The 25,981-nt window shown below is 61.4% G+C and carries 22 protein-coding genes, 2 tRNA genes and 1 pseudogene; 6 read left to right on the top strand and 19 right to left on the bottom strand.

The window, feature by feature from the left end:
• Positions 1–355 precede the first annotated feature (355 nt).
• Positions 356–1,561: a nicotinate phosphoribosyltransferase gene (gene pncB / locus FS665_RS15340; protein WP_145190028.1), complete on the top strand. Its 1,206-nt coding sequence runs from the start codon at positions 356–358 to the stop codon at positions 1,559–1,561.
• Positions 1,562–1,564: 3 nt separating this feature from the next.
• Positions 1,565–2,392 (top strand): ammonia-dependent NAD(+) synthetase, encoded by an 828-nt coding sequence (nadE, locus tag FS665_RS15335; protein WP_145190025.1) that lies wholly within the window; start codon positions 1,565–1,567, stop codon positions 2,390–2,392.
• A 69-nt stretch (positions 2,393–2,461) separates the two neighbouring features.
• Here nadE and azu read toward each other — a convergent pair whose 3' ends face one another.
• From azu to rnr, 9 genes are all read right to left on the bottom strand, one after another.
• Positions 2,462–2,911, bottom strand: a complete 450-nt coding sequence (gene azu, locus FS665_RS15330) for an azurin (protein ID WP_145190022.1) — start codon at positions 2,909–2,911, stop codon at positions 2,462–2,464.
• A 411-nt stretch (positions 2,912–3,322) separates the two neighbouring features.
• Positions 3,323–5,626 carry a YgiQ family radical SAM protein gene (locus FS665_RS15325; protein ID WP_145190019.1) on the bottom strand — a complete coding sequence of 768 codons (2,304 nt, stop codon included), beginning with the start codon at positions 5,624–5,626 and terminating at the stop codon, positions 3,323–3,325.
• Between the two features lie 112 nt (positions 5,627–5,738).
• Positions 5,739–7,136, bottom strand: coding sequence for a replicative DNA helicase (gene dnaB, locus FS665_RS15320; RefSeq protein ID WP_145190016.1), 1,398 nt, complete (start codon positions 7,134–7,136; stop codon positions 5,739–5,741).
• 111 nt (positions 7,137–7,247) lie between these two features.
• On the bottom strand, positions 7,248–7,694 hold the full coding sequence (gene rplI / locus FS665_RS15315) for a 50S ribosomal protein L9 (protein WP_012316464.1): 447 nt from the start codon (positions 7,692–7,694) through the stop codon (positions 7,248–7,250).
• Positions 7,695–7,714: 20 nt separating this feature from the next.
• A complete protein-coding gene (locus FS665_RS15310; protein ID WP_145190013.1) occupies positions 7,715–8,578 on the bottom strand; it encodes a hypothetical protein in 864 nt (287 codons plus the stop codon).
• A gap of 33 nt (positions 8,579–8,611) precedes the next feature.
• On the bottom strand, positions 8,612–8,842 hold the full coding sequence (gene rpsR / locus FS665_RS15305) for a 30S ribosomal protein S18 (protein WP_003249563.1): 231 nt from the start codon (positions 8,840–8,842) through the stop codon (positions 8,612–8,614).
• 28 nt (positions 8,843–8,870) lie between these two features.
• The gene (rpsF, locus tag FS665_RS15300; protein WP_013974420.1) at positions 8,871–9,296 is read right to left on the bottom strand and encodes a 30S ribosomal protein S6; all 426 of its coding nucleotides are present in this window, start codon (positions 9,294–9,296) and stop codon (positions 8,871–8,873) included.
• A 249-nt stretch (positions 9,297–9,545) separates the two neighbouring features.
• On the bottom strand, positions 9,546–10,292 hold the full coding sequence (gene rlmB / locus FS665_RS15295) for a 23S rRNA (guanosine(2251)-2'-O)-methyltransferase RlmB (RefSeq protein ID WP_145190010.1): 747 nt from the start codon (positions 10,290–10,292) through the stop codon (positions 9,546–9,548).
• On the bottom strand, positions 10,289–12,865 hold the full coding sequence (gene rnr / locus FS665_RS15290) for a ribonuclease R (RefSeq protein WP_145190007.1): 2,577 nt from the start codon (positions 12,863–12,865) through the stop codon (positions 10,289–10,291). The genes rlmB and rnr overlap by 4 nt, the downstream gene beginning before the upstream one ends.
• Before the next feature lie 271 nt (positions 12,866–13,136).
• Here rnr and FS665_RS15285 point away from each other — a divergent pair.
• The 4 genes from FS665_RS15285 to FS665_RS15270 all read left to right on the top strand — a co-directional run bounded on the left by FS665_RS15285 (position 13,137) and on the right by FS665_RS15270 (position 16,165).
• Positions 13,137–13,223: transfer RNA gene (locus FS665_RS15285), tRNA-Leu, on the top strand.
• A gap of 87 nt (positions 13,224–13,310) precedes the next feature.
• A tRNA-Leu gene (locus FS665_RS15280) sits at positions 13,311–13,397 on the top strand.
• A 189-nt stretch (positions 13,398–13,586) separates the two neighbouring features.
• The gene (locus FS665_RS15275; RefSeq protein WP_145190004.1) at positions 13,587–14,600 is read left to right on the top strand and encodes an extracellular solute-binding protein; all 1,014 of its coding nucleotides are present in this window, start codon (positions 13,587–13,589) and stop codon (positions 14,598–14,600) included.
• Positions 14,600–16,165, top strand: a complete 1,566-nt coding sequence (locus FS665_RS15270) for an iron ABC transporter permease (RefSeq protein ID WP_145190001.1) — start codon at positions 14,600–14,602, stop codon at positions 16,163–16,165. Before FS665_RS15275 ends, FS665_RS15270 begins: the two co-directional genes overlap by 1 nt.
• A gap of 65 nt (positions 16,166–16,230) precedes the next feature.
• On the opposite strand, the gene FS665_RS15265 is transcribed toward FS665_RS15270, so the two are convergent.
• From FS665_RS15265 to hflK, 10 genes and pseudogenes are all read right to left on the bottom strand, one after another.
• On the bottom strand, positions 16,231–16,605 hold the full coding sequence (locus FS665_RS15265; protein WP_145189998.1) for a hypothetical protein: 375 nt from the start codon (positions 16,603–16,605) through the stop codon (positions 16,231–16,233).
• On the bottom strand, positions 16,602–17,576 hold the full coding sequence (locus FS665_RS15260) for a hypothetical protein (protein ID WP_145189995.1): 975 nt from the start codon (positions 17,574–17,576) through the stop codon (positions 16,602–16,604). The genes FS665_RS15265 and FS665_RS15260 overlap by 4 nt, the downstream gene beginning before the upstream one ends.
• A gap of 9 nt (positions 17,577–17,585) precedes the next feature.
• A complete protein-coding gene (locus tag FS665_RS15255; protein WP_145189992.1) occupies positions 17,586–18,074 on the bottom strand; it encodes a type VI secretion system tube protein Hcp in 489 nt (162 codons plus the stop codon).
• 250 nt (positions 18,075–18,324) lie between these two features.
• Complete coding sequence (locus FS665_RS15250; protein ID WP_145189990.1) at positions 18,325–18,777, bottom strand: DUF2867 domain-containing protein; 453 nt, start codon at positions 18,775–18,777, stop codon at positions 18,325–18,327.
• A gap of 115 nt (positions 18,778–18,892) precedes the next feature.
• Positions 18,893–19,597 (bottom strand): methyl-accepting chemotaxis protein, encoded by a 705-nt coding sequence (locus tag FS665_RS23960; protein WP_371921281.1) that lies wholly within the window; start codon positions 19,595–19,597, stop codon positions 18,893–18,895.
• Between the two features lie 201 nt (positions 19,598–19,798).
• Positions 19,799–19,936 (bottom strand): annotated as a pseudogene (locus FS665_RS23955) (hypothetical protein); the annotation flags it as partial.
• A gap of 1,092 nt (positions 19,937–21,028) precedes the next feature.
• On the bottom strand, positions 21,029–22,321 hold the full coding sequence (locus FS665_RS15240) for an adenylosuccinate synthase (protein WP_145189984.1): 1,293 nt from the start codon (positions 22,319–22,321) through the stop codon (positions 21,029–21,031).
• 57 nt (positions 22,322–22,378) lie between these two features.
• Complete coding sequence (locus tag FS665_RS15235) at positions 22,379–23,566, bottom strand: ATP phosphoribosyltransferase regulatory subunit (protein ID WP_145189981.1); 1,188 nt, start codon at positions 23,564–23,566, stop codon at positions 22,379–22,381.
• A 301-nt stretch (positions 23,567–23,867) separates the two neighbouring features.
• Positions 23,868–24,737 carry a protease modulator HflC gene (hflC, locus tag FS665_RS15230; RefSeq protein WP_145189978.1) on the bottom strand — a complete coding sequence of 290 codons (870 nt, stop codon included), beginning with the start codon at positions 24,735–24,737 and terminating at the stop codon, positions 23,868–23,870.
• The gene (gene hflK / locus FS665_RS15225; protein WP_145189975.1) at positions 24,737–25,915 is read right to left on the bottom strand and encodes an FtsH protease activity modulator HflK; all 1,179 of its coding nucleotides are present in this window, start codon (positions 25,913–25,915) and stop codon (positions 24,737–24,739) included. The genes hflC and hflK overlap by 1 nt, the downstream gene beginning before the upstream one ends.
• Positions 25,916–25,981: the final 66 nt, after the last annotated feature.

The raw sequence follows: 25,981 nt of genomic DNA, 5'->3' as shown, positions 1-25,981 counted from the left end.
CGCGCCAGCGCGACCGACGGCCTTACCTTTACAGCGCGTGCAACCGTCTGCCTTGCGGCTGGCGCCACCACGTGACGAATGAAGGCGCAACCGCGGGGTGCCATCATTGCAACCTCTGCATGTGTTTACGTGCAACCGGCGTGTAACAAGCGACGTCACCGAAGTGCACACCGCTGGTGCATAACTGATACAGGCGGCACCGTTTATAGGCTAGTCGCTGCACGGAAAAAGCACCGGTTATGGCATTTACGCGGGCAACACCGCGTCCCTCGCTTGGCGCAACGCGCCGCCCGGACCCACTGCAAGCGAAAAGACTGGCACAATGTTGCACATTCGCCCCCTCTGGAGCCCCTTGATGAGCGAGAGCGCATTCGCCGAGCGCATCGTGCATAACCTGCTCGACACCGATTTCTACAAGCTCACCATGATGCAGGGCGTGCTCCACAATTACCCAGACGCCGACGTCGAATGGGAAATGCGCTGCCGCAATGGTGAAGACCTACGCCCCTACCTCGGGGAAATCCGCCAGCAGCTGGAACTGCTCAGCGAGCTGACGCTGGACGACGGCCAACCGGCCTTCCTCGAACGCATCAGCTTCCTCAAGCCAGATTTCCTGCGCTTTTTGCGCCTGTTCCGTTTCAATCTGCGCTATGTACACATGGGTATCGAAAACGATCAGTTGTTCCTGCGCCTCAAAGGCCCATGGCTGCATGTGATCCTGTTCGAAGTGCCCTTGCTGGCCATCATCAGCGAGGTGCGTAACCGCCACCTGCACCCGCACATGCCGCTGGCCGCAGCGCGTGATCAGCTGTACCGCAAGTTCGACTGGTTGCGCGCCAATGCCAGCGACGAGGAGCTGAGCAATCTTCAGGTCGCTGACTTTGGTACCCGCCGGCGCTTTTCGAGCCGCGTCCAGGAAGAAGTGGTGCGTGTGCTGCGCGACGATTTTCCCGGTCGCTTCGTCGGCACCAGCAATGTCGACCTGGCCTGGAAGCTCGACGTCAAGCCGCTGGGCACCATGGCCCACGAATGGTTCATGGCTCATCAACAGCTTGGGCCGCGCCTGATCGACAGCCAGATCGCCGCACTGGACTGCTGGGTTCGCGAATACCGCGGCCTGCTCGGCATCGCCTTGACCGACTGCATCACCATGGATGCCTTCATTCGCGATTTCGATCTGTACTTCGCCAAGCTCTTCGACGGCCTGCGCCATGACTCCGGCGAGCCGGTGGCCTGGGCGGAGAAAGCCATCGCGCACTATGAGCACCTGGGCATCGACCCGATGACCAAGACCCTGGTGTTCTCCGACGGTCTCGACCTGCCGCGCTCGCTCGAGATATTCCGCGCCCTGCGCGGTCGCATCAATGTGAGCTTCGGTATCGGTACCAACCTGACCTGCGATATCCCTGGCGTGGCACCGATGAGCATTGTGCTTAAAATGACCGACTGCAACGGCTCGCCCGTGGCCAAGATCTCGGACGAGGCCGCCAAGACCCAATGCCGTGACGAGAATTTCGTTGCCTACATGCGTCATGTATTCAAAGTCCCCAGCAAGGAGTAACCCATGCAAGCGGTTCAGCAAGAGATTGCCCAGGCGCTGAAGGTCCAGCCGCCATTCGCCGACGCCGCTGCGCTCGAGGCCGAAGTGGCCCGCCGCGTGGCCTTCATCAAGAACTGCCTGGCCAATGCCCGGCTCAAGACCCTGGTCTTGGGCATCAGCGGCGGTGTCGACTCGCTGACCGCGGCGCTGATGGCCCAACGCGCCATCAACGAATTGCGCCGTGACACCGGCGATAACGCTTACGCCTTCATTGCCGTACGCTTGCCGTATCACGTCCAGCACGACGAGCATGACGCCCAGGCGTGCCTGGAGGTGATCAAGGCCGATGAAGTGCAAACCATCGACATCGCCCCAGCCGTGAAAGCGCTGGCCGGCGAAACCGCAGCGCTCAAGGACCAGTCGCCCAGCCTGGTGGATTTCGTGGTGGGTAACGTCAAGGCGCGCATGCGCATGGTGGCGCAATACGCGATCGCCGGCGCACGGGCAGGCCTGGTGATCGGCACCGATCACGCCGCAGAAGCCGTGATGGGCTTCTATACCAAGTTCGGTGATGGCGCGTGTGATCTGGCGCCGCTGAGCGGGCTGGTGAAAAGTCAGGTGCGTGCGATCGCGCGCAGCTTCGGTGCGCCCGAGTCGCTGGTCGAAAAAGTCCCGACTGCCGACCTCGAAGACCTGGCACCAGGCAAACCGGACGAGGCCGCGCACGGCGTGACCTACCAGCAGATCGATGACTTCCTGCAGGGGCGCCCGGTGGATCAGGCAGCGGCCGAGATCATCGTCGCCAACTACCGCAAGACCCAGCACAAGCGCGAGCTGCCGTTCGCCCCTTGAAAACGTCACGGGGCAAGCCGGCTACCCGGCTCGCCCCGTGAATGGAGAGCGGCGCTCGTGCGTCGCGTCTTACTTGACCACGACCTTGCCCTTCATCATCGAGATGTGGCCTGGGAAGGTGCAGAAGAAGCTGTAGTCGCCACCCGCCTCGAGCTTGGAGGTGTCGAACTTGACTTCGGTTTCTTTCTCCGGCGCGCCGATCATCTTGGTGTGGGCGATGATCCCGGCGTTGTCAGCTTTCAAGTAATCCTTCTCCAGGCCTTGGCTCATGCCTTCGGTGGCAATGCCCTGCATGTCGGCAGTCTTGCTGATCACCAGGTTATGACCCATGACGTTCTTCGGCAGGTTGCCCGAGTGGGTGAGTTTGACCGTGAATTCCTTGCAGCTCTTGTCGACGGTGATTTCCTTGGTGTTGAAGGACATCTGGTCGGTGGAGTCGACGGTTACCGAGCAGTCGGCGGCAAAGACCGAAGCGCTGGCGAGGGTCAGCAGGGATACCGCTACAGCTTTCGCAAACATCATGAATCTCCTTGGCAGGGTTTTTATCAATTGCGAGACTGCCTGAAACCGCTGCGCACCCTGCTGATGTGGGTCAAGGGGGTGTCAAGTGGCCAGTCAGTAGAATTGTTCAATGGATTGTATACAACTAATCTAAGGGCACATCATGCCCTTTTATTAGACGATGGGACAACCCTCTCATTCAGGAACCCTCGCCATGACCCTCGCCAGTTTCATGAATAGCCTGCTCGCCGCCTACGCCCAAGGCGCCAGCGGCGCCGCCTGCGAATTTTCCCGTCCGGAGTAGGTCGCGCCTGCAGCACCCTGCGAGGGTGCGCGGCGCTGAAACCAAACGGGCTTGCCGGCGAATGCCTGGGTGGGTTGACCTGAGCATTCGCGGGCAAGCCCGCTGGTGTCACTGAACGCTGTGGGTCAGCGCGGGATCACCGGCTGACGCGGCTTCTTGCCCTTGCCACCGCCACCCTTGGCGGCTTCCTTGCGTTCCTTGGCCGCCTGCTGGTTGCGGGCGAACGCCTCGGCCTTGGCCTTCTCACGCTTGTCCCACGGCTTGCTGCCATCACTGCCGCGGGGCGGCAGGCCGGTGTGCTGGGTCAGCACTTTCTGCTCCTTGGCGACCTTGTGGCTGCCCGCCGGCGTGGAGTTCTTGCGCCGTGCACTCTGGTAGCTATCGCTCTGCGGCTGGTGCAAGGGAATGAGCTGGTGCTTGCCCGGACCAATCAGGTCGGCGCGGCCCATCCGTTGCAGGGCCTCGCGCAGCATCGGCCAGCCTTTTGGATCGTGATAGCGCAGGAACGCCTTGTGCAAGCGGCGTTGTTCATCGCTCTTGACGATCTCCACCCCTTCGCTCTTGTAGGTGACCTTGCGCAGGGGGTTCTTGCCCGAGTGGTACATGGCCGTGGCCGAGGCCATTGGCGAGGGGTAGAAGGCCTGCACCTGGTCGGCGCGGAAGCCATTGCCCTTCAGCCACAGGGCCAGGTTCATCATGTCTTCATCGGTAGTGCCAGGGTGCGCAGCGATGAAGTACGGGATCAGGTACTGCTCCTTGCCCGCTTCCTTCGAGAACTTCTCGAACATGCGCTTGAAGCGGTCATAGGTACCGATGCCAGGCTTCATCATCTTGTCCAGCGGGCCACGCTCGGTGTGCTCCGGGGCAATCTTCAGGTAACCGCCCACGTGATGGGTCACCAGCTCCTTGACGTACTCGGGCGACTCCACGGCCAGGTCGTAGCGCAGGCCCGAGGCGATCAGGATCTTCTTCACCCCTGGCAAGGCGCGCGCCTTGCGGTACAGCTCGATCAAGGAGCTGTGGTCGGTGTTGAGGTTCTCGCAGATGCCGGGGAACACGCACGACGGCTTGCGGCAGTGTTTCTCGATGTCGTGGCTCTTGCAGGCGATGCGGTACATGTTGGCGGTAGGGCCACCGAGGTCGGAGACCACGCCGGTGAAGCCTGGCACCTTGTCACGCATCTCCTCGATCTCGTGCAGGATCGACTCGTGGGAGCGGTTCTGGATGATGCGGCCTTCATGCTCGGTGATCGAGCAGAAGGTGCAGCCACCAAAGCAGCCACGCATGATGTTCACCGAGAAGCGAATCATCTCGTAGGCCGGGATGCGCTCTTTGCCATAGGCCGGGTGCGGCACACGGGCGTAGGGCATGCCGAACACGTAGTCCATTTCCTCGGTGCTCATGGGAATGGGTGGCGGGTTGAACCACACGTCCACTTCGCCATGCTTCTGCACCAGGGCGCGAGCGTTACCGGGGTTGGTTTCCAGGTGCAGCACACGGTTGGCGTGGGCGTACAGCACCGGGTCGTTGCGGACCTTCTCGAACGACGGCAGGCGAATCACCGACTTCTCGCGGGTCACGCTCGGGCTGTCGAGGATCTGCACGACCTTGGCTTCGTTGGGATCTTCCTGCTCGCCCTTGGCCTGCTCGATGGCGCAGGCCTGGGTGTCCTGGGTGTTGACGTATGGGTTGATGATCTTGTCGACCCGCCCCGGGCGGTCGATGCGCGTCGAGTCGATCTCGTACCAACCTTGCGGCGTGTCCCGGCGCACGAAGGCGGTGCCGCGCACGTCGGTGATCGACTCGATGCGCTCGCCGTTGGACAGGCGCTGGGCGACCTCGACCACCGCGCGCTCGGCATTGCCGAACAACAGAATGTCGGCACTGGCGTCGATCAGGATCGAGTGGCGAACCTTGTCTTGCCAGTAGTCGTAGTGGGCAATGCGCCGCAGCGACGCTTCGATGCCGCCCAGGACGATCGGCACGTGCTTGTAGGCTTCCTTGCAGCGCTGGCTGTACACCAGGCTGGCCCGATCCGGCCGGCTACCGGCCTGGCCACCTGGGGTGTAGGCGTCGTCGGAGCGGATCTTCTTGTCGGCGGTGTAGCGATTGATCATCGAGTCCATGTTGCCAGCGGCCACGCCGAAGAACAGGTTCGGCTCGCCGAGCTTCATGAAGTCGTCTTTGGACTGCCAGTTCGGCTGGGCGATGATGCCGACGCGGAAGCCCTGGGCTTCCAGCAACCGGCCGATGATGGCCATGCCGAACGACGGATGGTCGACGTAGGCGTCCCCGGTCACGATGATGATGTCGCAGGAATCCCAGCCGAGCAGATCCATCTCCTCCCTGCTCATGGGCAGGAAAGGTGCTGGCCCGAAGCATTCGGCCCAGTACTTGGGATAGTCGTAGAGTGGTTTGGCTGCTTGCATGTCAGTGACCGGTTCTGTTGTGCAGGGAAATCGCGGGCGCGGAATATAGCACAAATTTTGATCAAATCCGACGGTAGTGGTCGGATTCATGAACGCGTCTCGCGCCTGGGGCTTACTCGTCGTCGTCGAAGTTGTACATGCCCGGCGCAAGGTTCTCGAAGCGGGTGTACTTGCCGATGAAGGCCAGGCGCACGAAGCCAATGGGGCCGTTACGCTGCTTGCCGATGATGATTTCCGCCACGCCCTTGTGCTCGGTTTCGGGGTGATACACCTCGTCACGGTAGACGAACATGATCACGTCGGCGTCCTGCTCGATTGCACCGGATTCACGCAAGTCGGAGTTGACCGGGCGTTTGTTCGGGCGCTGTTCCAGGGAGCGGTTGAGCTGCGACAGGGCAATCACCGGGCAGTTGAACTCCTTGGCCAGGGCCTTGAGCGAGCGCGAGATCTCGGAAATCTCGTTGGTGCGGTTGTCACCGGCCGAGCCCGGGATCTGCATCAGCTGCAAATAGTCGACCATGATCATGGCGATCTCACCATGCTCACGGGCCAGGCGGCGGGTACGCGCACGCATCTCCGAAGGGCTGATGCCGGCAGTGTCGTCGATGAACAGCTTGCGGTCGTTGAGCAGGTTGACCGCCGAGGTCAGGCGCGGCCAGTCGTCATCATCGAGCTGACCGGAACGCACTTTGGTCTGGTCGATACGCCCAAGCGACGACAGCATACGCATGATCAGCGATTCGCCTGGCATCTCGAGGGAAAACACCAACACAGCCTTGTCGGTACGCAGCACGGCGTTTTCGACCAGGTTCATGGCGAAGGTGGTCTTACCCATCGACGGACGGCCAGCGACGATCACCAGGTCAGCTGCCTGCAGGCCACTGGTTTTCTCGTCGAGGTCGGTGAAGCCGGTGGAAACGCCGGTGATATCGCTGTCGGAGTTGAACAGCGTATCGATGCGGTCGATGGCCATGGTCAACAGTTCGTTGACGCCCACGGGACCACCGGTTTTCGGCCGCGCCTCGGCGATCTGGAAGATCTGCCGCTCGGCATCGTCGAGAATTTCCTCGGCGTTGCGCCCTTGCGGGTTGAAGGCGTTATCGGCGATGTCGGTGCTGATGCTGATCAGCTGGCGCAGGGTCGCGCGCTCGCGAATGATCGCGGCGTAGGCCTTGATGTTGGCCACAGACGGCGTGTTCTTGGCCAATTCGGCGAGGTAGGCCAGGCCGCCGACCTGGGATGACAGGCCTTCCTTGTCCAACTGCTCGTGCAGGGTCACCACATCGAAGGGCTGGTTGGCGTCCGCCAACTTATGCACGGCACGGAAGATCAGGCGGTGGTCATGCCGATAGAAATCGCCATCCGACACCTGGTCCAGCACGCGCTCCCAGGCATTGTTGTCCAGCATCAACCCACCGAGTACGGCCTGTTCGGCCTCGATGGAATGCGGCGGCACCTTGAGGGCTGCAGTTTGCAGGTCGAGCTGTTCGGTATTGGTGATCTCGTTCATGGCCACGAATGAATTCTGGAGGATGAAAAAGACAAAGGGCACGGCCTGTGTGAACAGGACCGTGCCCGATGTTAACCGGCTATCCCGTGAGGGACCACCGGTCAGCGCAGCTTAGGCAGCTACGACGACCACACGTACGGTGGCTTCAACGTCGCTGTGCAGGTGCACGGCTACGTCGTATTCGCCAACCTGACGGATGGTGCCGTTCGGCAGACGAACTTCAGCTTTGGCCACTTCAACGCCGGAGGCGGTCAGGGCGTCAGCGATGTCGTGGGTGCCGATCGAACCGAACAGCTTGCCTTCGTCGCCAGCGGTGGCAGTGATGGTCACTTCCAGCTCGGCCAGTTGGGCAGCGCGGCTTTCAGCCGACGATTTGCGGTCAGCAGCTGCTTTTTCCAGCTCGGCGCGACGCTCTTCGAACGCAGCCAGGTTGGCGGCGTTGGCAACGGTAGCCTTGCCGAATGGCAGCAGGAAGTTACGACCGTAACCGGCCTTAACTTTAACTTTGTCGCCCAGGTTGCCCAGGTTGGCGACTTTTTCCAGCAGGATCAGTTCCATTTGGTAAAACCTCTTAACTTTTAACCTTCACCGTTCGCGGAGTCATTCCCCGGAGGGGACTTGCGACCGCGAAAATCAATCAGGCTGTCGACAATGGCCAGGACCATCAGCAACGGATAGATCAGCTGCATGATCAGCGGCAACGTCACGTACATGCCGACCAGCCAGAAACCGGCCAGTCGCCCCTGTGCCACCAGACCATGCATCAAGGCGATGCCGGCCAGTACCAGAACCAGGCTGGACGCCGATGCCAGGATGATGAACTGCGGCCCGATGAACGGGGCCACCACCATCACTGCCACCAAGACCGCCATGGTCTGTTTTGGCAGCTTCAGCGCGCGGAACTCGCGGCCGAAACCTTCAGGGTTGTACAACGCTGCCTGCCAATAACGCGCCAGCATCAACGCCAGCACGCTGAACAATTGCACCGTCACTGCTGTTGAGGCGACCAGCACAGGGCGGATCAACTCGTCGGAGAGCACCGGCTCGCCTTCGATCTTCGGCATGGCCTCGGCAAACGCCTTGGCCAGGGCATCGAAGGTCGGTGCCAGGGCCAGGTCGAGCACGAGGCTGTAGACCACGGCGAACACGGCACTGACGACCAGCACACGGCTCCAGGGTTGCTCGGCGCGCAACAGCGCAGCCAGGCCAAAGGCACCGGCGATCACCAGAAAAGTGATCGGGTCGCCCATGAACCACACGGCCAGCCCGGCCAGCAGGCCGCCGGCGATGACCGTTGAAGCATCCTTGAAGCCACGCCGCAGCAGCACAAGGCTGCCGGCAGCGGCACTCAACCAGAACAGCAGCGGCAGTACCGCGCTGATGACCACCACGAGGGTGGCCTGCACACGACCGCGCATGATGAAGCTTGCTAACGCTCGCATGCTAATCCCTTACTGCTTGTCGACGACCCGGTCTCAGCGGCCGTGGCTGTCGGTGTAGGGCAGCAGGGCCAGGAAGCGGGCGCGCTTGATAGCGGTAGCCAGCTGACGCTGATAACGAGCTTTGGTACCGGTGATACGGCTTGGAACGATCTTGCCGGTTTCGGATACGTAAGCTTTCAGGGTGTTGAGATCTTTGAAGTCGATCTCTTTCACGTCTTCAGCAGTGAAGCGGCAGAATTTACGACGACGGAAGAAACGTGCCATTTAATAGGCTCCTCTAAAGGTCCGTGGATTACTCGTCAGCGTTATCGCTGGAGTCGCTGTCATTGCTGTCGTCGCCGTCGGCGGATTCAGCATGCTCAGGACGCTCACGACGCTCACGGCGCTCGCTGCGGTTTTCTTCAGCCTTCAGCATCTCGGACTGACCGGTAACGGCTTCGTCGCGACGGATGACCAGGTTACGGATAACGGCATCGTTGTAGCGGAAGTTGTCTTCCAGCTCGGCCAGGGCCTTGCCGGTGCACTCAACGTTCAGCATCACGTAGTGAGCCTTGTGAACATTGTTGATTGCGTAGGCCAGTTGACGACGGCCCCAGTCTTCCAGGCGGTGGATTTTGCCACCGTCTTCTTCGATCAGCTTGGTGTAACGCTCAACCATGCCGCCGACTTGCTCGCTCTGGTCCGGGTGAACCAGGAAGATGATTTCGTAATGACGCATGAATGCTCCTTACGGGTTAGTAGTCTGCCAGCGAATCTGGTCAGACAAGGAGTGAATGACACTGTATGTCTTGCACGATGGAGAGGCACATGCGCGCCTGCCAGCTCGGCAAGGGGCGCAATTGTAGAGAAGGCGCTGCCCACAAGCAAGGCGATTGGCGATTATTTGAACAGCCGGAAACACTTTATCGCGATACCGACCGCTGCGCCGGCGCAGCCGGATCGCCAGACGGTCGGTGCACGCTGAGACTCAGCGCTTGGCCTGACGCTGACGCACGGCCTCGAACAGGCAAACGCCCGTCGCGACCGACACGTTCAGGCTGCTCACGCTGCCGCTCATCGGCAACTTCACCAGGAAATCGCAGTGCTCGCGGGTCAGCCGGCGCATGCCCTTGCCCTCGGCGCCCATGATCATCACCAACGGGCCGGTCAGGTCCTGCTGGTAGATTTCCTGCTCCGCCTCACCGGCAGTGCCGACTACCCACAGGCCACGCTGCTGCAACTTCTCCAGCGTGCGTGCCAGGTTGGTGACGGCCACCAGCGGGATCACCTCGGCGGCGCCGCAGGCCACCTTGCGCACGACCGGGGTCAGGGTGGCGGATTTGTCCTTGGGCACGATCACCGCCGTGGCGCCGGCCGCATCGGCGGTGCGCAGGCAAGCGCCGAGGTTGTGCGGGTCGGTCACGCCGTCCAGGACCAGGATCAGCGGCGGGGTTTCGCTGCGCTCGAGCATTTCCTCGAGCATCAGCTCGCCCCACACCTGGCTCGGACTGACTTCGGCTACCACACCTTGGTGCACGCCTTCGACCCAGGCGTCCAACTCGCGACGCTCGGCCTGACCGACCGCGACGCGGTTTTCCGCAGCCAGCGCCAGCAGCGCCTGAATCCGCGGCTCGCTGCGACCTTCCGACAGCCAGATCTGCTTGACCCGCTTCGGATGGTGCTGCAGCAAGGCCTGTACGGCGTGGACGCCGTAGATTTTTTCCAGCTGACTCATGACTTGTTCTTGCTCTTGCGTGGCGCGCCGGACTTCGACGGGCCTTTACGGTGCTTGGTCGGCTTGCCGGACGACTTGCCGCCCTTTTCCGACTTGCTGCTGGCTGGGCTGCCGCTACGCGCCTCGGTCATCAGCGCTTTTTTCATTTCGCGGCTCTTGCGCACCTCGGCGTTGCGCTGCACGGCGTCCTTGGGGAAATACGCTTCGGCAGTTTCACTCTTGCGGCTGCGCGGCTTGGGCGTGGCCTTGGCCACGGCCTGCGGCTCGGCAGGTTCGCTGGCAGGCGCCGCGGCGCTACGCCCTTTGCGACCGATTGGCGCTTCGAGCTGCTGTTGCGAGACTTCGAAATCGATCTTGCGCTCGTCGAGATCGACGCGCATGACCTTGACCTCGATGGTGTCGCCCAGGCGGAAGCTGCGCCCGGTGCGCTCACCGGACAGGCGGTGATGAACCGGGTCGAAGTGGTAGTAATCGCCCGGTAGCGCGCTGACGTGCACCAAGCCTTCGACGTAGATGTCGGTCAGCTCGACGAACAGGCCGAAGCCGGTCACGGCGGTGATCACGCCGGGGAAGGTCTCGCCGACGCGGTCTTTCATGAACTCGCACTTGAGCCAGTTGACCACATCACGCGTAGCCTCGTCGGCGCGGCGCTCGGTCATCGAGCACTGCTCGCCCAATTGGTCGAGGGTGTTGACGTCGTAGGGGTAGATCCGCGCCTTGGGAATGCTCATGGCACCGGCGCGCTTGACGTGCGGGGTGTCGACCTTGGAGCGGATGACGCTGCGGATGGCGCGGTGCACCAGCAAGTCCGGGTAGCGACGGATCGGCGAGGTGAAGTGGGTGTACGCCTCGTAATTCAAGCCGAAGTGGCCGTTGTTGTCGGTGCTGTACACCGCCTGGCTCAGCGAGCGCAGCATCACGGTCTGGATCAGGTGGAAATCCGGACGCCCGGAAATGCTTGCCAGCAGGGCCTGGTAATCCTTCGGCGATGGGTCCTTGCCCTTGTGCAGGGTCAGGCCCAGTTCACCAAGGAAGGCGCGCAGTTTTTCCAGGCGCTCCGGCGGCGGGCCATCGTGCACGCGGTACAGCGCAGGCACACCGTGCTTGTGGAGGAACTCGGCAGTGGCCACGTTGGCCGCCAGCATGCATTCTTCGATCAGCTTGTGCGCATCGTTGCGCACGGTCGGGCGGATTTCCGCGATCTTGCGTTCTTCACCGAAGATGATGCGGGTTTCCTGGGTCTCGAAGTCGATCGCGCCACGGGCATGGCGCGCCTCGACCAGCACCTTGTACAGGTTGTAGAGGTGCTTGAGATCCGGCAGGACTTCCTTGTACTCCTCGCGCAGCGCCTTGCCCTCACGGGTGCGGGCATGTTCGAGCATGCTGCTGACTTTGTTGTAGGTCAGGCGCGCATGGGAGTGGATGACCCCTTCGTAGAACTGATAGTCGACCATCTGGCCGGCCTTGTTCATGGTCATCTCGCAGACCATCGCCAGGCGATCGACGTGCGGGTTCAACGAGCACAGGCCGTTGGACAGCTCTTCGGGCAACATCGGTACGACGCGCTCGGGGAAATACACCGAGTTGCCACGTTGCTGGGCCTCGACATCCAGGGCCGAACCCAGGCGCACGTAGCTGGACACGTCGGCGATCGCCACATACAGGCGCCAGCCGCCGGAGAACATGCGCAGCTTGCCCAGGGGCTCGCAATACACGGCGTCGTCGAAGTCGCGGGCATCTTCGCCGTCGATGGTGACGAACGGCAGGTGGCGCAGGTCGATGCGCTTTTCCTTGTCCTTCTCTTCGACTTCGGAGCGGAACTTGCGCGCTTCCTTGATCACGTCCTTGGGCCAGACGTGCGGGATGTCGTAGCTGCGCAGGGCGACGTCGATTTCCATGCCCGGGGCCATGTAGTTGCCGATCACCTCGACCACATCGCCTTGCGGCTGGAAGCGCGGCGTGGGCCAGTGGGTGATCTTGATCTCGACGAACTGGCCGATCTTGGCCCCGCCATTGCGCCCGGCGGTCACCAGCACTTCCTGCTGGATTTTCGGGTTGTCCGGGGTCACGTAGCCAATGCCGCCCTCTTCGAAGTAGCGCCCAACCACGCTTTCGTGGGCGCGCGATACCACTTCGACCAGCGCACCTTCACGCCGGCCGCGACGATCGACGCCGGAAACACGGGCCAGGGCGCGGTCGCCGTCGAAGACCAGGCGCATCTGCGAGGGGCTGAGGAACAGGTCTTCGCTGCCGTCATCGGGAATCAGGAAACCGAAGCCGTCGCGGTGGCCGGAGACGCGACCACAGATAAGGTCCAACTTGTCTACCGGGGCATAAGTGCCGCGCCGGGTATAGATAAGCTGGCCGTCACGCTCCATGGCCCGCAGGCGACGGCGCAGGGCTTCGATCTGGTCTTCTTCGTAGAGACCGAATTCTGCCGCCAGCTCCTCGCGCGCGGCCGGTTCGCCACGGTCGGCGAGGCGCTGCAGGATCAGCTCACGGCTGGGGATAGGGTTGTCGTATTTTTCCGCTTCGCGAGCGGCCTCGGGATCGAGGGATTGCCAATCGGCCATCAGAAGGGGTTCACCTTGGGGTATATAGATAGAAATTCTGCCATGTGCGTATTGAAACCGGAAACGTCAGCCTTGGACAGCCCCACCGGTACCTCCGGGGAGCCTGAATAGGCCTGCGGAATCAACAAGTTGAATTTTTTGAAATTTTTTTTGATCGAGGGCTTTACAGCCCCCTGAGGCGCCCGTATAGTGCGCACCACAACGACGGGCAACCCCGAAGTTGTAGTAGAGATGAACGGCGCTGTAAAGCATCTTTTAATCTCGAATGTGTGCCCAGGTGGCGGAATTGGTAGACGCGCTGGTTTCAGGTATCAGTGACTTAACGGTCGTGGAAGTTCGAGTCTTCTCCTGGGCACCAAAAATTTTCAAGCAACAGATGACCAAGGATCTGTTACTACTGTGTGAAGCGAACGATAGTCGCCTTCCACAGAGGATGCAAAGCTTTGCCCAGGTGGCGGAATTGGTAGACGCGCTGGTTTCAGGTATCAGTGACTTAACGGTCGTGGAAGTTCGAGTCTTCTCCTGGGCACCATACAAAAACCCACTAGCTTGCTAGTGGGTTTTTTCTTGCCTGCGATTTGGGTTTTCCACCCTCCCCTGGCGGCCACGCAGCGGTACAGCCTGGGTCTGCCCGATGAATTTCTCGTCACCCGGCCACTTGAGAAACGATTTCGTTTACCATTGTTTCCGAATATGTAGCCGTAAGCGAGGAAGTACCCGCATGACGATCCGCCCGCAACCGCTGATGCGCACCCTGGCCGCCGCAGTTCTGAGCCTGGTGATCGGCGCTCCGGCCGCCCTGGCAGACGAACCGGTCACGCTGACCATGTACAACGGCCAGCACAAGGAAATCGGCGAGGCCATCGCCAAGGCCTACGAGGCCAAGACCGGTATCCACATCAATATCCGCAAGGGCAGCAGCAACCAGCTGGCCAGCCAGATCATCGAGGAAGGCGACCGTTCGCCGGCCGACATCATCTACACCGAAGAATCGCCGCCGCTGAACAACCTGGGCGAACTGGGCCTGCTGGCGAAGATCGACGACGCCACCTTGAACATGCTGCCCAAGCAGTACGTTGCCGCCAATGGCACCTGGATGGGCGTGACCGCGCGTACCCGCGTGGTGGTGTACAACCCGAAGAAGATCGACGAGAAAGACCTGCCCACCACGGTGATGGATTTCGCCGACCCGCAGTGGGACGGTCGCGTCGGCTTCGTGCCTACCAGCGGCGCCTTCCAGGAGCAGGCCGTGGCCATCTTGAAGATGCACGGCCGTGAAGCCACCGAAGAATGGCTGACCGGTCTCAAGGCCTTCGGCAAGACCTACACCAACAATATGGTCGCCCTCAAGGCCGTGGAGAAAGGCGAAGTGGCCGCCGTGCTGGTCAACAACTATTACTGGTACGCCCTTGAGCGCGAGCGCGGCAAGCTCGACTCGAAGCTCTACTACCTGGCCGACGGCGATGCCGGCAACCTGGTGACCATTTCCGGTGCAGGCGCAGTAAAAGCCAGTAAACATCCCAAAGAAGCCCAGGCCCTGCTCAACTGGATGGCCAGCGAAGAGGGCCAGCGCGTGATCACCCAGACCACCGCCGAATACCCGCTGCATAAAGGCATGGTCTCCGACCGCGGTCTCAAGCCGTTCGAAGAGTTGCGTCCGCCGCAGATTTCCCCTGCCGACCTTGGCAACGCCGAGGAAGCCTTGGAGCTTGAACGCGAGGTCGGCTTGCTCTGATGACCGCCGCCGTGTCCGAGCCGGTGCCGGTACGCTTCGTACCGCGCCGCAAGCGCCCCTCGATCTGGGTGCTGCTGCCTGTGCTATTTCTGGTAGCGATGAGTGTACTGCCGTTGCTCTACGTCGCCATGAAGGCGTGGGAGGCCGGCTGGCGCGAGGCATTGCATCTGCTGTGGCGCCCGTTCGTCTGGGGCCTGCTGCGCAACACCCTGCTGCTCATGGGTGGCGTGACCTTGGTGTGCATGGTGGTGGGCATGGCCCTGGCCTGGTTGCTCGAGCGCAGCGACTTGCCAGGTAGGCGCCTGTGGGGCGTGGTGCTGTGCCTGCCGTTCGCCGTCCCCTCGTTCGTCAGCAGCTTTACCTGGGTGTCGTTGAGCTCGGATTTCGAAGGCCTGGGCGGAGCGATCCTGGTCATGGCGCTGTCGAAATACCCGCTGGTGTTCCTGCCTGTGGCGGCGACCCTGCGCAACCTCGACACCTCGCTCGAGGAGTCGGCGCGCACCCTGGGCTACAGCCGCTGGGGCGTGTTCCACAAGATCACCTTGCCACTGCTATGGCCGTCGATGCTCGGTGGCGCGCTATTGATCGCCTTGCACATGCTGGTGGAATTCGGCGCACTGTCGATTCTCGGCCTGCAGACCTTCACCACGGCAATCTATCAGCAGTTCGAGCTGGAGTTCAGCAATGCCAATGCCGCGATGCTCTCGGCCGTGCTGTTGGCGCTGTGCCTGCTGATGCTGTGGCTGGAGCTGCGGGTACGCGGCAAGGCTCGGCATGTGCGCATTGGCCAGGGCGTCGCCCGCCGTGGCCAACCGGTACGGCTGCGCGGCTGGATGCCGTTGGCGCAACTGTTCTGCCTGGGCCTGGCGATTCTCGGCAGCGGAATTCCGCTGGCAATGCTTGGTTACTGGCTGAGCGTTGGCTCGTCGGCGGCGTTCCCGGTGGCAGCGATCGGCCAAGCGCTGTTGACTTCGCTGTCGGTATCGCTGGGTGGCGCAGGGTTCTGCGTGGTCCTGGCGCTGCCGGTCAGCTTCCTGGTGGTGCGCTACAAGGGGCGCCTGGCAATTTGGGCCGAACGCCTGCCCTATTTGCTGCACGCGCTGCCGGGCCTGGTGATCGCCCTGACCCTGGTGGTGTTTGCGCTGCACTATGTGCCGGCGCTGTACCAGACCACTGCGCTGTTGCTGCTGGCCTATGCGTTGCTGTTCCTGCCACTGGCCCAGGCGCCGGTGCGCACCGCGCTGAACAAGGCCTCACCGACCCTCGAAGAAGCAGCCCGCACCTTGGGCGCCAGCAGCTTCGCGGCATTCTGCCGGGTGACCTTGCCGATCATCTTCCCGGCGCTGGCAGCGGCGTTTGCGCTGGTGTTCCTTGATGCCATGAAGGAACTGACCGCCACCCTGCTGCTCAGCCCGACTGGCATGACCACCCTGGCCACCGAAGTCTGGGCGCATACGGCCAACGTCGAGTTTGCGGCGGCGGCGCCTTATGCGGCGTTGCTGATTGTGGTTTCGGGGTTGCCGGTGTATCTGCTGACGACGCGGATGTATTTGAATAAGGCTTGAATGTTTGCCCAGGCTGCCAATGCCGCCTGGCCACAAGCCTGAGCACCTGAGGCTACATCATTGGCTCACTTTAAAATCCCTATTAGCCAGTTGAAAGCAAAGAACAAGGACGTTGATAACACAAGCCCCACCCAAGACGGTAACAGAACTCTTTTCATAGGCCCTGGAAAACTTTCGACATCCGAAGCATCTGCCACACCTTTTCGAACGAATAACTTCGGAATCATGAGCATATTTGCTGCCAGGCAGGTGCGCATTATTTTTCCAACAAGGCCGGCTGCTGAAAAATTCTCCTTATTACTCTGAATATACCTGCATCTCGGCAAGGCCGTTTCAATATCGTCTGTATACCGATAAGCCAAATAGATCATCACACTCACACTGATCGCCATGCAAGCAAGCAGAACAGACGCGATCACTGTCAATACTTCGACACTCATTCTCGCACACTCTCATAAATCAACTCCCCGAGACTACCCATCCACTCCCCACCGTAGTCCCCTCCATACTTCCCTCCCACCGCCGCACCAATTACGACACATGTGACCCCTCCAAAACCTGCTGAGGGGATTCCAACCGCCACACACAGGGAGCTTAGCAACGCACCTCCCACGACCCCACCACCGGCACTACCAGAAATCCTACCTGCCAAGGCGCTGGTCTCAACATATCTGGCTTTTCTGCAATCTTCCTCTCGACCCAAAGTGCAAGCCTTGTGGATGGCAAGGCCTGTAGAAGCTACTTCCAATGCCGTGCCAAGATAAGTTCCCTTTTTTATCAAGTTCGCCGCACTGGAAACACCGGTCACTTTATCTGCATACTTGGCAATTTCTCCTGTATGCAAAAAGCTTTTGGTGGATATTTCCAACATCCTCTTGATCGATCCCGTGTTACGCAGGCCTGATCCGAACGCGGCCATTTTGTCGAGTTTTCCCTCCAGCGCATGGAACAAGGCCGCCCGTTTCGCGTAAAACTCGTCACGCGCCCTGAGCGAGCTATCCCCCAAGTAAGCTCTATGCAGTTCGTCAATCTCCACCAGTGTCTTCTTAATGGATTCCAGATGCTTGCTCCACCCATCAGTAGCAACTCCCACCCCAGTAGAAACATGCCCAACCAATGTCTGCAACATTTCATAATTATCAAGAAAGAAGTCATCCACCCCAGCTCCGCTAACCTCTAGCTGATGGTGAACCTCAAAAGCCTTGGCCATCAAAAAAGCTTCGTGACTCGTACAAGATGGCGTACTGGAATCTCCAACAATCACCAACTCACCACCAACAACCACACCATTGGCGATATGCGCATTCAAAACATCAAACTTGGCCCGCTGATTGGCCGACATCGGGGTGTCGGCCTTCAGCGACTCATACGACTGCGCTTGTGGATTGATGAAGCTGCGCGCCTCGGACATAGTCGCACCTCACGCATACTTCTTGTTGTTGATACGATCCCAACCACCTGTCACGTTGCCGCCGGCGCTGCCATCGAGGCGTTTCTGCCGGGTGTAGGTAGTCTTGATGCGCCCGTAGTTCAGTTGTACCACCTCCACTGGCACTCCAGCGCTAGCGCTCTGGGCGTAGTCGGCAATGATCACTTCTTCCAGGATGACTTCGTAGTACTTGAGCTTGTCACCACCAGCACGACGCAGCACCAGCTTCACTTCCTTCAAGTGCTGCCCGGCACAGCTCGCCTCCAGCAGCTTGCAGCTGGCACTGTCCAGGTACTTGGTGAAAGTGAAGTTGGTAAGGGTGGTGCGGCCTGATGATGCGCCGCCCGCAGAGCTGGCGGTGGCAGAGGTGTTCTGATTGGCACCGAACTTGTAGCCGATGATTTCGATCCAGTTGGCGTACTGCTCATCTAGTGCTTCGCCAGAGATTTCCGCGATTTGAACATAAGCATCGAAAGCCATGCTTACCTCTCCTTGGTAAAGATAGGACTGATAACGACGATGCTCCGGCTTCGTCATCCTGAGCTTGTTCCCGAAGTAAACCGGCGGCTGGTACCGACCGCTTTCAGGTCCAATACGACACTAGCCCCCTGTGTCAGCCCCTGCAACAGCAAACGCCTTATCAGGGAATATTTGAGAAATCTCCTACAGCTTCGACGATGATGACCACTTGATCAGTAAAAGAATGTTTCCTGATCAGGCTCAATGCGGCTTAAAGCTTCGCCAGCATGTTCTTTATGATCAGGCCATGCACCATGCCGACCGGCAGCATGTACAACCGGCCAAAAATGTTGAAGCACAACACCGACGTGGTCACGCTCAAGCTGTGCCCGCACACATCCATACAGACCATCACCGCCAAGTGCGTATCGCGCGAAGTCAGCACCAGTTGCTGGTCGCTGATGGCCTCGACGGTGAAGAAGTCCAGGTGCTCGCCGACGGCTGGCACATGCGCTGGATCGCGGCGAGTGAAGCCGTGGATGTTGGCGACATTCAACCGACGTGAGATGGTGTTGCGAATGCGGAAGGCCTTGGCTAGCCAGCCGGGCACGTCCGAGGTCATGGCGCAGTAGGCTTGCAGGGCAGTCATCGGGGCAGTGAGCAGTACGCTGTCACTGTACAGGAAATCCAGGTCAGCCTGTGCGGCGACCAACTGGGCGGACATGAGCAACTCCATTGGTCATGTGTCGCCGACAGCATGGCAACATGGCTCGCAGTAGGAGCGGGTTCGCCGGGACACCGGACCGGCAAGGCCGCCCATACAGCAGATCGCGCAAGCTTCAAGCCCGGAACTGACCGAGACTGGCACGCAATTGGGCTGCCAGGTCATCCAGCACCTTGCTGCTGGCCGTGGTCTGCATCACCACCTCAGCCGAACGCTCGGCCTGGGCATGGATGTTCTCCACCCGCCCGCGCACGGCCTGCGCGCCATGCGCCTGTTGCTCGGCAGCACGGGTCGCCAGGCCGATGGCCGCATGCACCTGCTGCACTGCCGACTGAACCGATTGCTGGCGACGCTCGTTGTCACGCAGTACCAATAACCCTTCACTGGCCTTGAGGCCGGCCTGGCTAATGGTCGCAACCGCTTCCTTGGCACCCTTCTGCAGGGCGGTGATGTGCGCCTGAATGTCGCCGGTAGAGCTCTGGGTCTTGCTCGCCAGGGCCCGCACTTCATCGGCCACTACAGCAAACCCGCGACCCGTCTCGCCAGCACGTGCAGCTTCGATTGCAGCGTTAAGGGCCAGCAGATTGGTTTGTTCGGCGATGCCGTGGATGACGGTCAGCACCACTTCGATCTGCTCGCTCTGCTTGGCCAGGCGCTCGATGACCTGCGACCCCGTCTCGACCTGCCCGGCAAGGTTCTCGATCAGGCTCGCCAGCTGCGTGGAGGCGCGACTGTTTTCATCGGTGGCCTGGCGAATATCCACCACCTGCTGCAAGGCTGCTTGCATGGCATGGCTTTCGGCCTGCGCCTCGTCGGCCATGCTCGACAGATCGCGCAGGCTGGCAGCGACCTCGTCACGCTGCAACGCTGCAGCGGCATCGGCACCAGCGTTGCGCTGGGCCATCGCGCCGATTTCTACCCCAGTACGCTGGGCCACATCACCTGCCTCGCGGACGATCGGCTGCAGCTTGTCGACGAAGCGGTTGACTGCCGAGGCCATGTCACCGATCTCGTCACGGCTGCTCAGGTTGACCCGCTTGGTCAGGTCGCCCTCCCCGGCGGCCAGGTCATCGAGCGCAGTGATCAGCAGGCGCAGCCGATTCAGCACGCGACGCCCCAGCACCAGGGCCACCACCAGCAGCACGCCCAGCCCAACCATGACCAGCGCCAAGCCAATGCGCCAACGCAGTTCGCCGGCAGCCTCGCGGACCGTTTGCGCCGTATTGCTCTGCATCGCTGCGGCGCTGGCCTGGGCGGTCTCCAGGCGCTGGCGCAGGGCCTTGCCACTGTCGGCGGCTGCGGCGCCGAGGCTGTCACCGACCAGTTGCTCGCCGCTGGCGATCAAGGCGGAAAAGCGCTGATCGAGCGCTGCCAGCGCTTGATCGACACCCGCGGTGGAAACGCCCATCAATACTTTGCCGATTTCCGCGCCATTAGGGTTGATCGAGGCCTCGACAACGTACACGGCCGGGTCATGTCGCGCGGCGTCGATCACCTTGTCCAGCGCACGCTCGCCCTGGCCTTTGTCCATCAGCGCCTGGTTGATGGGGTTCTGTCGATTCAGGTAGCGCGTCAGGTGCTGGCCCTGGGCATCGTCGTAGACCACAAACAGCACGTTCGGATTACGCTGCGCACGACGGGCGAAATCCGATAGGACCGGCACATCGTTGTCCCAGATCGCCCGCGGCGCGACCGAAGCGAGAAGCTCGGCCATGTCGTTGGCCGAATCCTTGAGGTTTTTTTCCAGGGTGATGCGTATCTGCTGCTGTTCATCCTGCAGCCGCGTGGATAGCCCGGCACTCAAGCGCTGACGGGTACTGCTGGACAGGCCGTCCAGGCCTGATCGCACATCACGCCCGGCTTGCTCCAGTACACCGGCAAGCTGACGACCATCAGTTCCCAAACGCTCAGCCAGGTCGGCTTCCAGGGCCGTAACCGTGCTTCGCGTCAGCGCAACGGCAACCACCACCTGCACCAAAAGGGCGATACCCAGCGCAACAAACACAGGCCGCAACAGGCGGCTTCGTAACAAAGAGAGGATGGCAGACACGGTGTAACCCTCGTGTTTTCTGGCGCCACTATTTTGATGGCATCTACAGAAACTTCTTACAGCAAGGGTTATGCCGAGGGCAGCAGGGAAAAGCGCCAAGCTTGAGCAAGCTGGCAACCCACAGTACGCAAGGCACTGCACAAACGAAAACGCCGCGACCCCATGCAGGATCGCGGCGTTGGTAGCGCCTGGGGCCGCTACTTAGGCAAACGGATGACGCAACACGATGGTTTCGTTGCGATCCGGACCGGTCGAAATGATATCGATCGGCGCGCCCACCAGCTCTTCGATGCGCTTGATGTAGTTACGCGCAGCTTGTGGCAGCTCGTCCAGGGCTTTCACCCCGACGGTCGACTCGCTCCAGCCTGGCATCTCTTCGTACACCGGCTCCAGGCCAATGTAGCTGTCGGCGTCGGAGGGGGCATCGATGACTGCACCGTTCTCGTTCTTGTAGCCAACGCAGATGTTGATGGTTTCCAAGCCGTCGAGCACGTCCAGCTTGGTCAGGCAGATGCCCGAGATGCTGTTGACGTCGATGGCACGACGCAGAATCACCGCATCGAACCAGCCGCAACGGCGGGCACGGCCGGTGGTCGAACCGAACTCATGACCACGCTTGGCCAGGGTCGCGCCGGTTTCGTCGAACAGTTCGGTCGGGAACGGACCGGAACCTACGCGGGTGGTGTAGGCCTTGGTGATACCGAGGATGTAGTCCAGGTACATCGGGCCAACGCCGGAGCCGGTGGAGATACCGCCAGCGGTGGTGTTGGAACTGGTGACATACGGGTAGGTACCGTGGTCGATGTCCAGCAGCGAGCCCTGGGCACCTTCGAACATGATGTCCTTGCCAGCGCGACGCAGGTTGTGCAGCTCGGCGGTGACGTCGAGCATCATCGGCTGCAGCTGCTCGGCATAGGCCATGCACTCGTCCAGGGTCTGCTGGAAGTCGATGGCCGGCTCTTTGTAGTAGTTCACCAGCTGGAAGTTGTGGTAGTCCAGCAGTTCACCGAGCTTGGCGGCGAAGCGTTCACGGTGGAACAGATCACCCACGCGCAGACCACGGCGGGCGACTTTGTCTTCGTAGGCTGGGCCGATACCGCGGCCGGTGGTGCCGATCTTGGCTTCGCCACGGGCTTTTTCACGAGCCTGGTCGAGGGCTACGTGATACGACAGGATCAGCGGCGCAGCTGGCGAGATACGCAGGCGCTCGCGCACCGGTACGCCCTTTTCTTCCAGCTTGGTGATTTCGCGCATCAGTGCGTCAGGGGCAACGACCACGCCGTTGCCGATCAGGCACTGCACGCCTTCACGCAGGATGCCCGACGGAATCAGGTGCAGAACGGTTTTCTCACCGTTGATCACCAGGGTGTGGCCCGCATTGTGGCCACCTTGGTAGCGCACTACGGCGGCAGCATGTTCGGTCAGCAGATCGACGATCTTGCCTTTGCCCTCATCACCCCACTGGGTGCCCAGGACGACGACATTCTTACCCATTACATTGGTCCTCATTCACGCAAACTTGGTTGCCGGCCTAGGTGCCGACGCAGAAACTCACTGGGCCAGCGGCAGAACCTGCCAGCGCCCGTCTTGCTGAATCAATTGCCGATCACAATCCGCCTCGAGAGCAGCACTCAACGGCTGGCCAGGCAAGGCCTGGACCACACGCTGGCCCTCGCTGCGCAACTGGCAGACCTGCTGCCAAAGGGTCGCGTCGCCACTGTCCGGCATCCAGATGCCGCCCGTGGGCAATACGACCTCCGCTCGCCCCAGTGTGACCAGGGTCTTCAAATCCGTGGAGAAACCGGTGGCCGGGCGGGCCCGACCGAAATCCGCGCCGATATCGTCATAGCGCCCACCCTGGGCGATCGACTGACCTTCGCCAGGTACGAACACGGCGAATACCACGCCGGTGTGGTAGTTGTAGCCGCGCAGTTCGCCGAGGTCGAAGTACAGCGGCAGTTGCGGGTAGCGCGACGCCAGGCGATCGGCGATCGCCAGCAGGTCATCGAGCGCTGCCAGCACACTGGCCGGGGCACGGCCCAGGCGCACGCGGGCTTCGGCCAGCACTTCACGGCCGCCGCACAGTTCGACCAGGGCGCGCAGCATGTTGCCCAGGTCCTTGGGCAGATCGGCAGTCAGTGCCTGCACTTCATCGACCGATTTGCGCTGCAGGGCATCGAACAGCTGTTGTTCGACCGCGCCCGAGAGGCCGGCGGCGCGGGCCAGGCCGCGATAGATACCGACGTGGCCAAGGTCCATGTGCACATCGGCAACATCGGTCAGCTGCAGGGTGGCGAGCATCAGGCTGATGACTTCGACATCGCTGGTCGGGCTGGCGTCGCCATACAGCTCGGCACCCAGCTGGATCGGACTGCGCGAAGTGGAAAGCGCACGCGGCTGGGCATGCAGCACGCTGCCGGCGTAGCACAGACGGCTCGGGCCTTCACGACGCAAGGTGTGGGCATCGATGCGCGCCACTTGCGGGGTGAAGTCGGCACGGAAACCCATCAGGCGGCCCGACTGCGGGTCGACCACCTTGAAGGTACGCTGGTCCAGGTCCTGGCCGGCGCCGGTCAGCAGCGACTCCAGGTACTCGATATGTGGGGTGACGACCAGTTCGTAGCCCCAACTCTGGAACAGGTCCAACACCTGGCGACGCGCGATCTCGATGCGCGCAGCCTCAGGTGGCAGTACTTCCTCGATGCCATCTGGCAGCAGCCAGCGGTCTACCGTTGCCATTACGCCAATTCCCCTCTGGTCCGGGCGGCTTGCCTGCAGGCGAGCCGTCAGTAAAGCCGGTATCGCGCACAGCAGCGGGCAGCACTGATCCCAGCGCAGCCACCGTACTCGATACCCTCTAATTGCCTTGCGCACTGAGCAAACCGCCAATTGGCGATTCGCCAATCAACCTTGCAGACGCAAAAAAGCCGGGAAATTTCCCGGCTGACTCATCATACACCCCTTTTCATTCAGGATGCACCCCGCCTGGTGTTTTAGCCGCCGGGCGGGGCGCCACTGCCTGAAAATCAGGGCCTGAGCGTTACGGCTTGCTCTTGTCCAAGTAGCGGAAGAACTCGTTCTTCGCATCCAGGACCAGCACGTCGCTCTTGTTCGAGAAGCTTTCGCGGTACGCCTGCAGACTACGGTAGAACGCGTAGAAATCCGCGTCCTGGGTATAGGCCTTGGCGTAGATGGCAGCTGCCTGGGCGTCACCGTCACCGCGGGTTTCTTCCGCTTCGCGGTAGGCTTCGGCGAGCAGTACGCGGCGCTGGCGGTCGGCGTCGGCACGAATACCTTCGGCCAATTCGTTACCCTTGGCGCGGTGCTCGCGCGCTTCACGCTCACGCTCGGTGCTCATGCGATCGAACACGCTGCGGTTGACTTCCTTCGGCAGGTCGATGGCCTTGACGCGAACGTCGATGACCTCGATACCCAGCTCCTTGTTGGCCATGCGGTTCAGCGAAGCGGTGATGTCAGCCATCAGCGCGTCGCGTTCACCGGAAACCACCTCATGCAGGGTGCGCTTGCCGAATTGGTCGCGCAGGCCGCTTTCAAGACGTCGCGAGAGGCGCTCGTCGGCGATCTGCTTCATGCCGGAGGTGGCCGTGTAGAAGCGCTCGGCATCCTTGACCCGCCACTTGGCGTAGGCGTCGACCATCACCGCTTTCTTCTCCAGGGTCAGGAACCGCTGGGTCGGTGCGTCGAGGGTCATCAGGCGTGCGTCGAACTTGCGAACCTGGTTCACGTACGGAATCTTCACGTGCAGGCCAGGCTGGACGTCGGCCTGAACCACCTTACCGAAGCGCAGCAGTACCGCACGCTCGGTCTGGGACACGATGTAGAAGCTGTTCCAGGCCACGATGGCCAGCACCACGGCGGCGATCAGGGCGATCAGCGATCGGTTGCTCATCAGCGGCTCTCCCTAGTGCGCAGCGGCTGCTGTTGCTGTTGCTGGTCCTGCGCCGTACGCGCGGCCGCGTCGTTGACCGACGGGCTGACGCTGGTGCCGGGGGCCGAGTCATTGCGGCTGCCTTGAACCATCTTGTCGAGCGGCAGGTAGAGCAGGTTGTTCTGCCCATCCTTGGCCGTGACCAGGACCTTGCTCGAGTTGCTGTACACCTCTTGCATGGTTTCCAGGTACAGACGTTGACGGGTGACGTCAGGCGCCTTGCGGTATTCACCGACCAGCTTGACGAAGCGATCGGCCTCACCCTTGGCACGGGCGATGACCTCGTCGCGATAACCGTTGGCGTCCTCGATGATGCGCTGGGCCTGACCACGGGCCTCGGGCACCACGCCATTGGCGTAGGACTCGGCCTGGTTGCGGGCACGTTGCTCGTCTTCGCGTGCGCGGATCACGTCGTCGAAGGCTTCCTGCACTTCACGCGGGGCTGCCGCGCTCTGTACGTTGACCTGGGTCACGGTGATACCGGTACGGTAGTTGTCGAGGAAGCGCTGCAGGCGCTCGCGGATATCCACGGCCATCTGCTCACGGCCTTCGGTCAACACCTGGTCCATCGAGGTGGAACCCACCACGTGGCGCAGGGCGCTGTCGGTCGCATGTTGCAGGCTGACCTCCGGCTGGTCGACGTTGAGCACGAAGTCCTGCAGGTTGCTGATCTTGTACTGGACGGTCAGCGGCACTTCGACGATGTTCTCGTCTTCGGTGAGCATCTGCCCCTGCTTGGTGTAGGCACGCTCGCGCGTGACGTTTTCCATGTACTTGCGATCGATGGGCGGGAAGTAGATGTTCAGGCCGGGACCGACCGTCTCATGGTACTTGCCGAAGCGCAGCACGACTGCCTGCTCCTGCTCGTCGACCACGTACACGGCGCTGTACAGCCAGATGGCAGCAAGCACCGCCAGGCCGATGCCCAGCAGTCCGAAGCCACCACCCTTGCCGACCTTGCGGTCACCGCCGCCACGTTTTTTGCCACCGCCGAACATGCCGTTCAGGCTGTCCTGCAGTTTGCGGAAGGCCTCGTCCAGATCTGGCGGACCCTTCTTGTCGCCACCACCGCCGCCACCGCGACGGCCGCCCCAGGGATCCTGATTGTTCGAGTTGCCACCCGGCTCGTTCCAAGCCATAGCGCTCTCCATCTGATAAAGCAAAGACGCGCCCACGGCGCGCCGTCCAATGCTACAGAATGCCTG

This window comes from Pseudomonas sp. URMO17WK12:I11, from assembly GCF_007677725.1.
Taxonomy (GTDB): domain Bacteria; phylum Pseudomonadota; class Gammaproteobacteria; order Pseudomonadales; family Pseudomonadaceae; genus Aquipseudomonas.
Note: the sequence above shows the minus strand (reverse complement) of the source record. Positions and strands in the feature narration are given on the sequence as shown.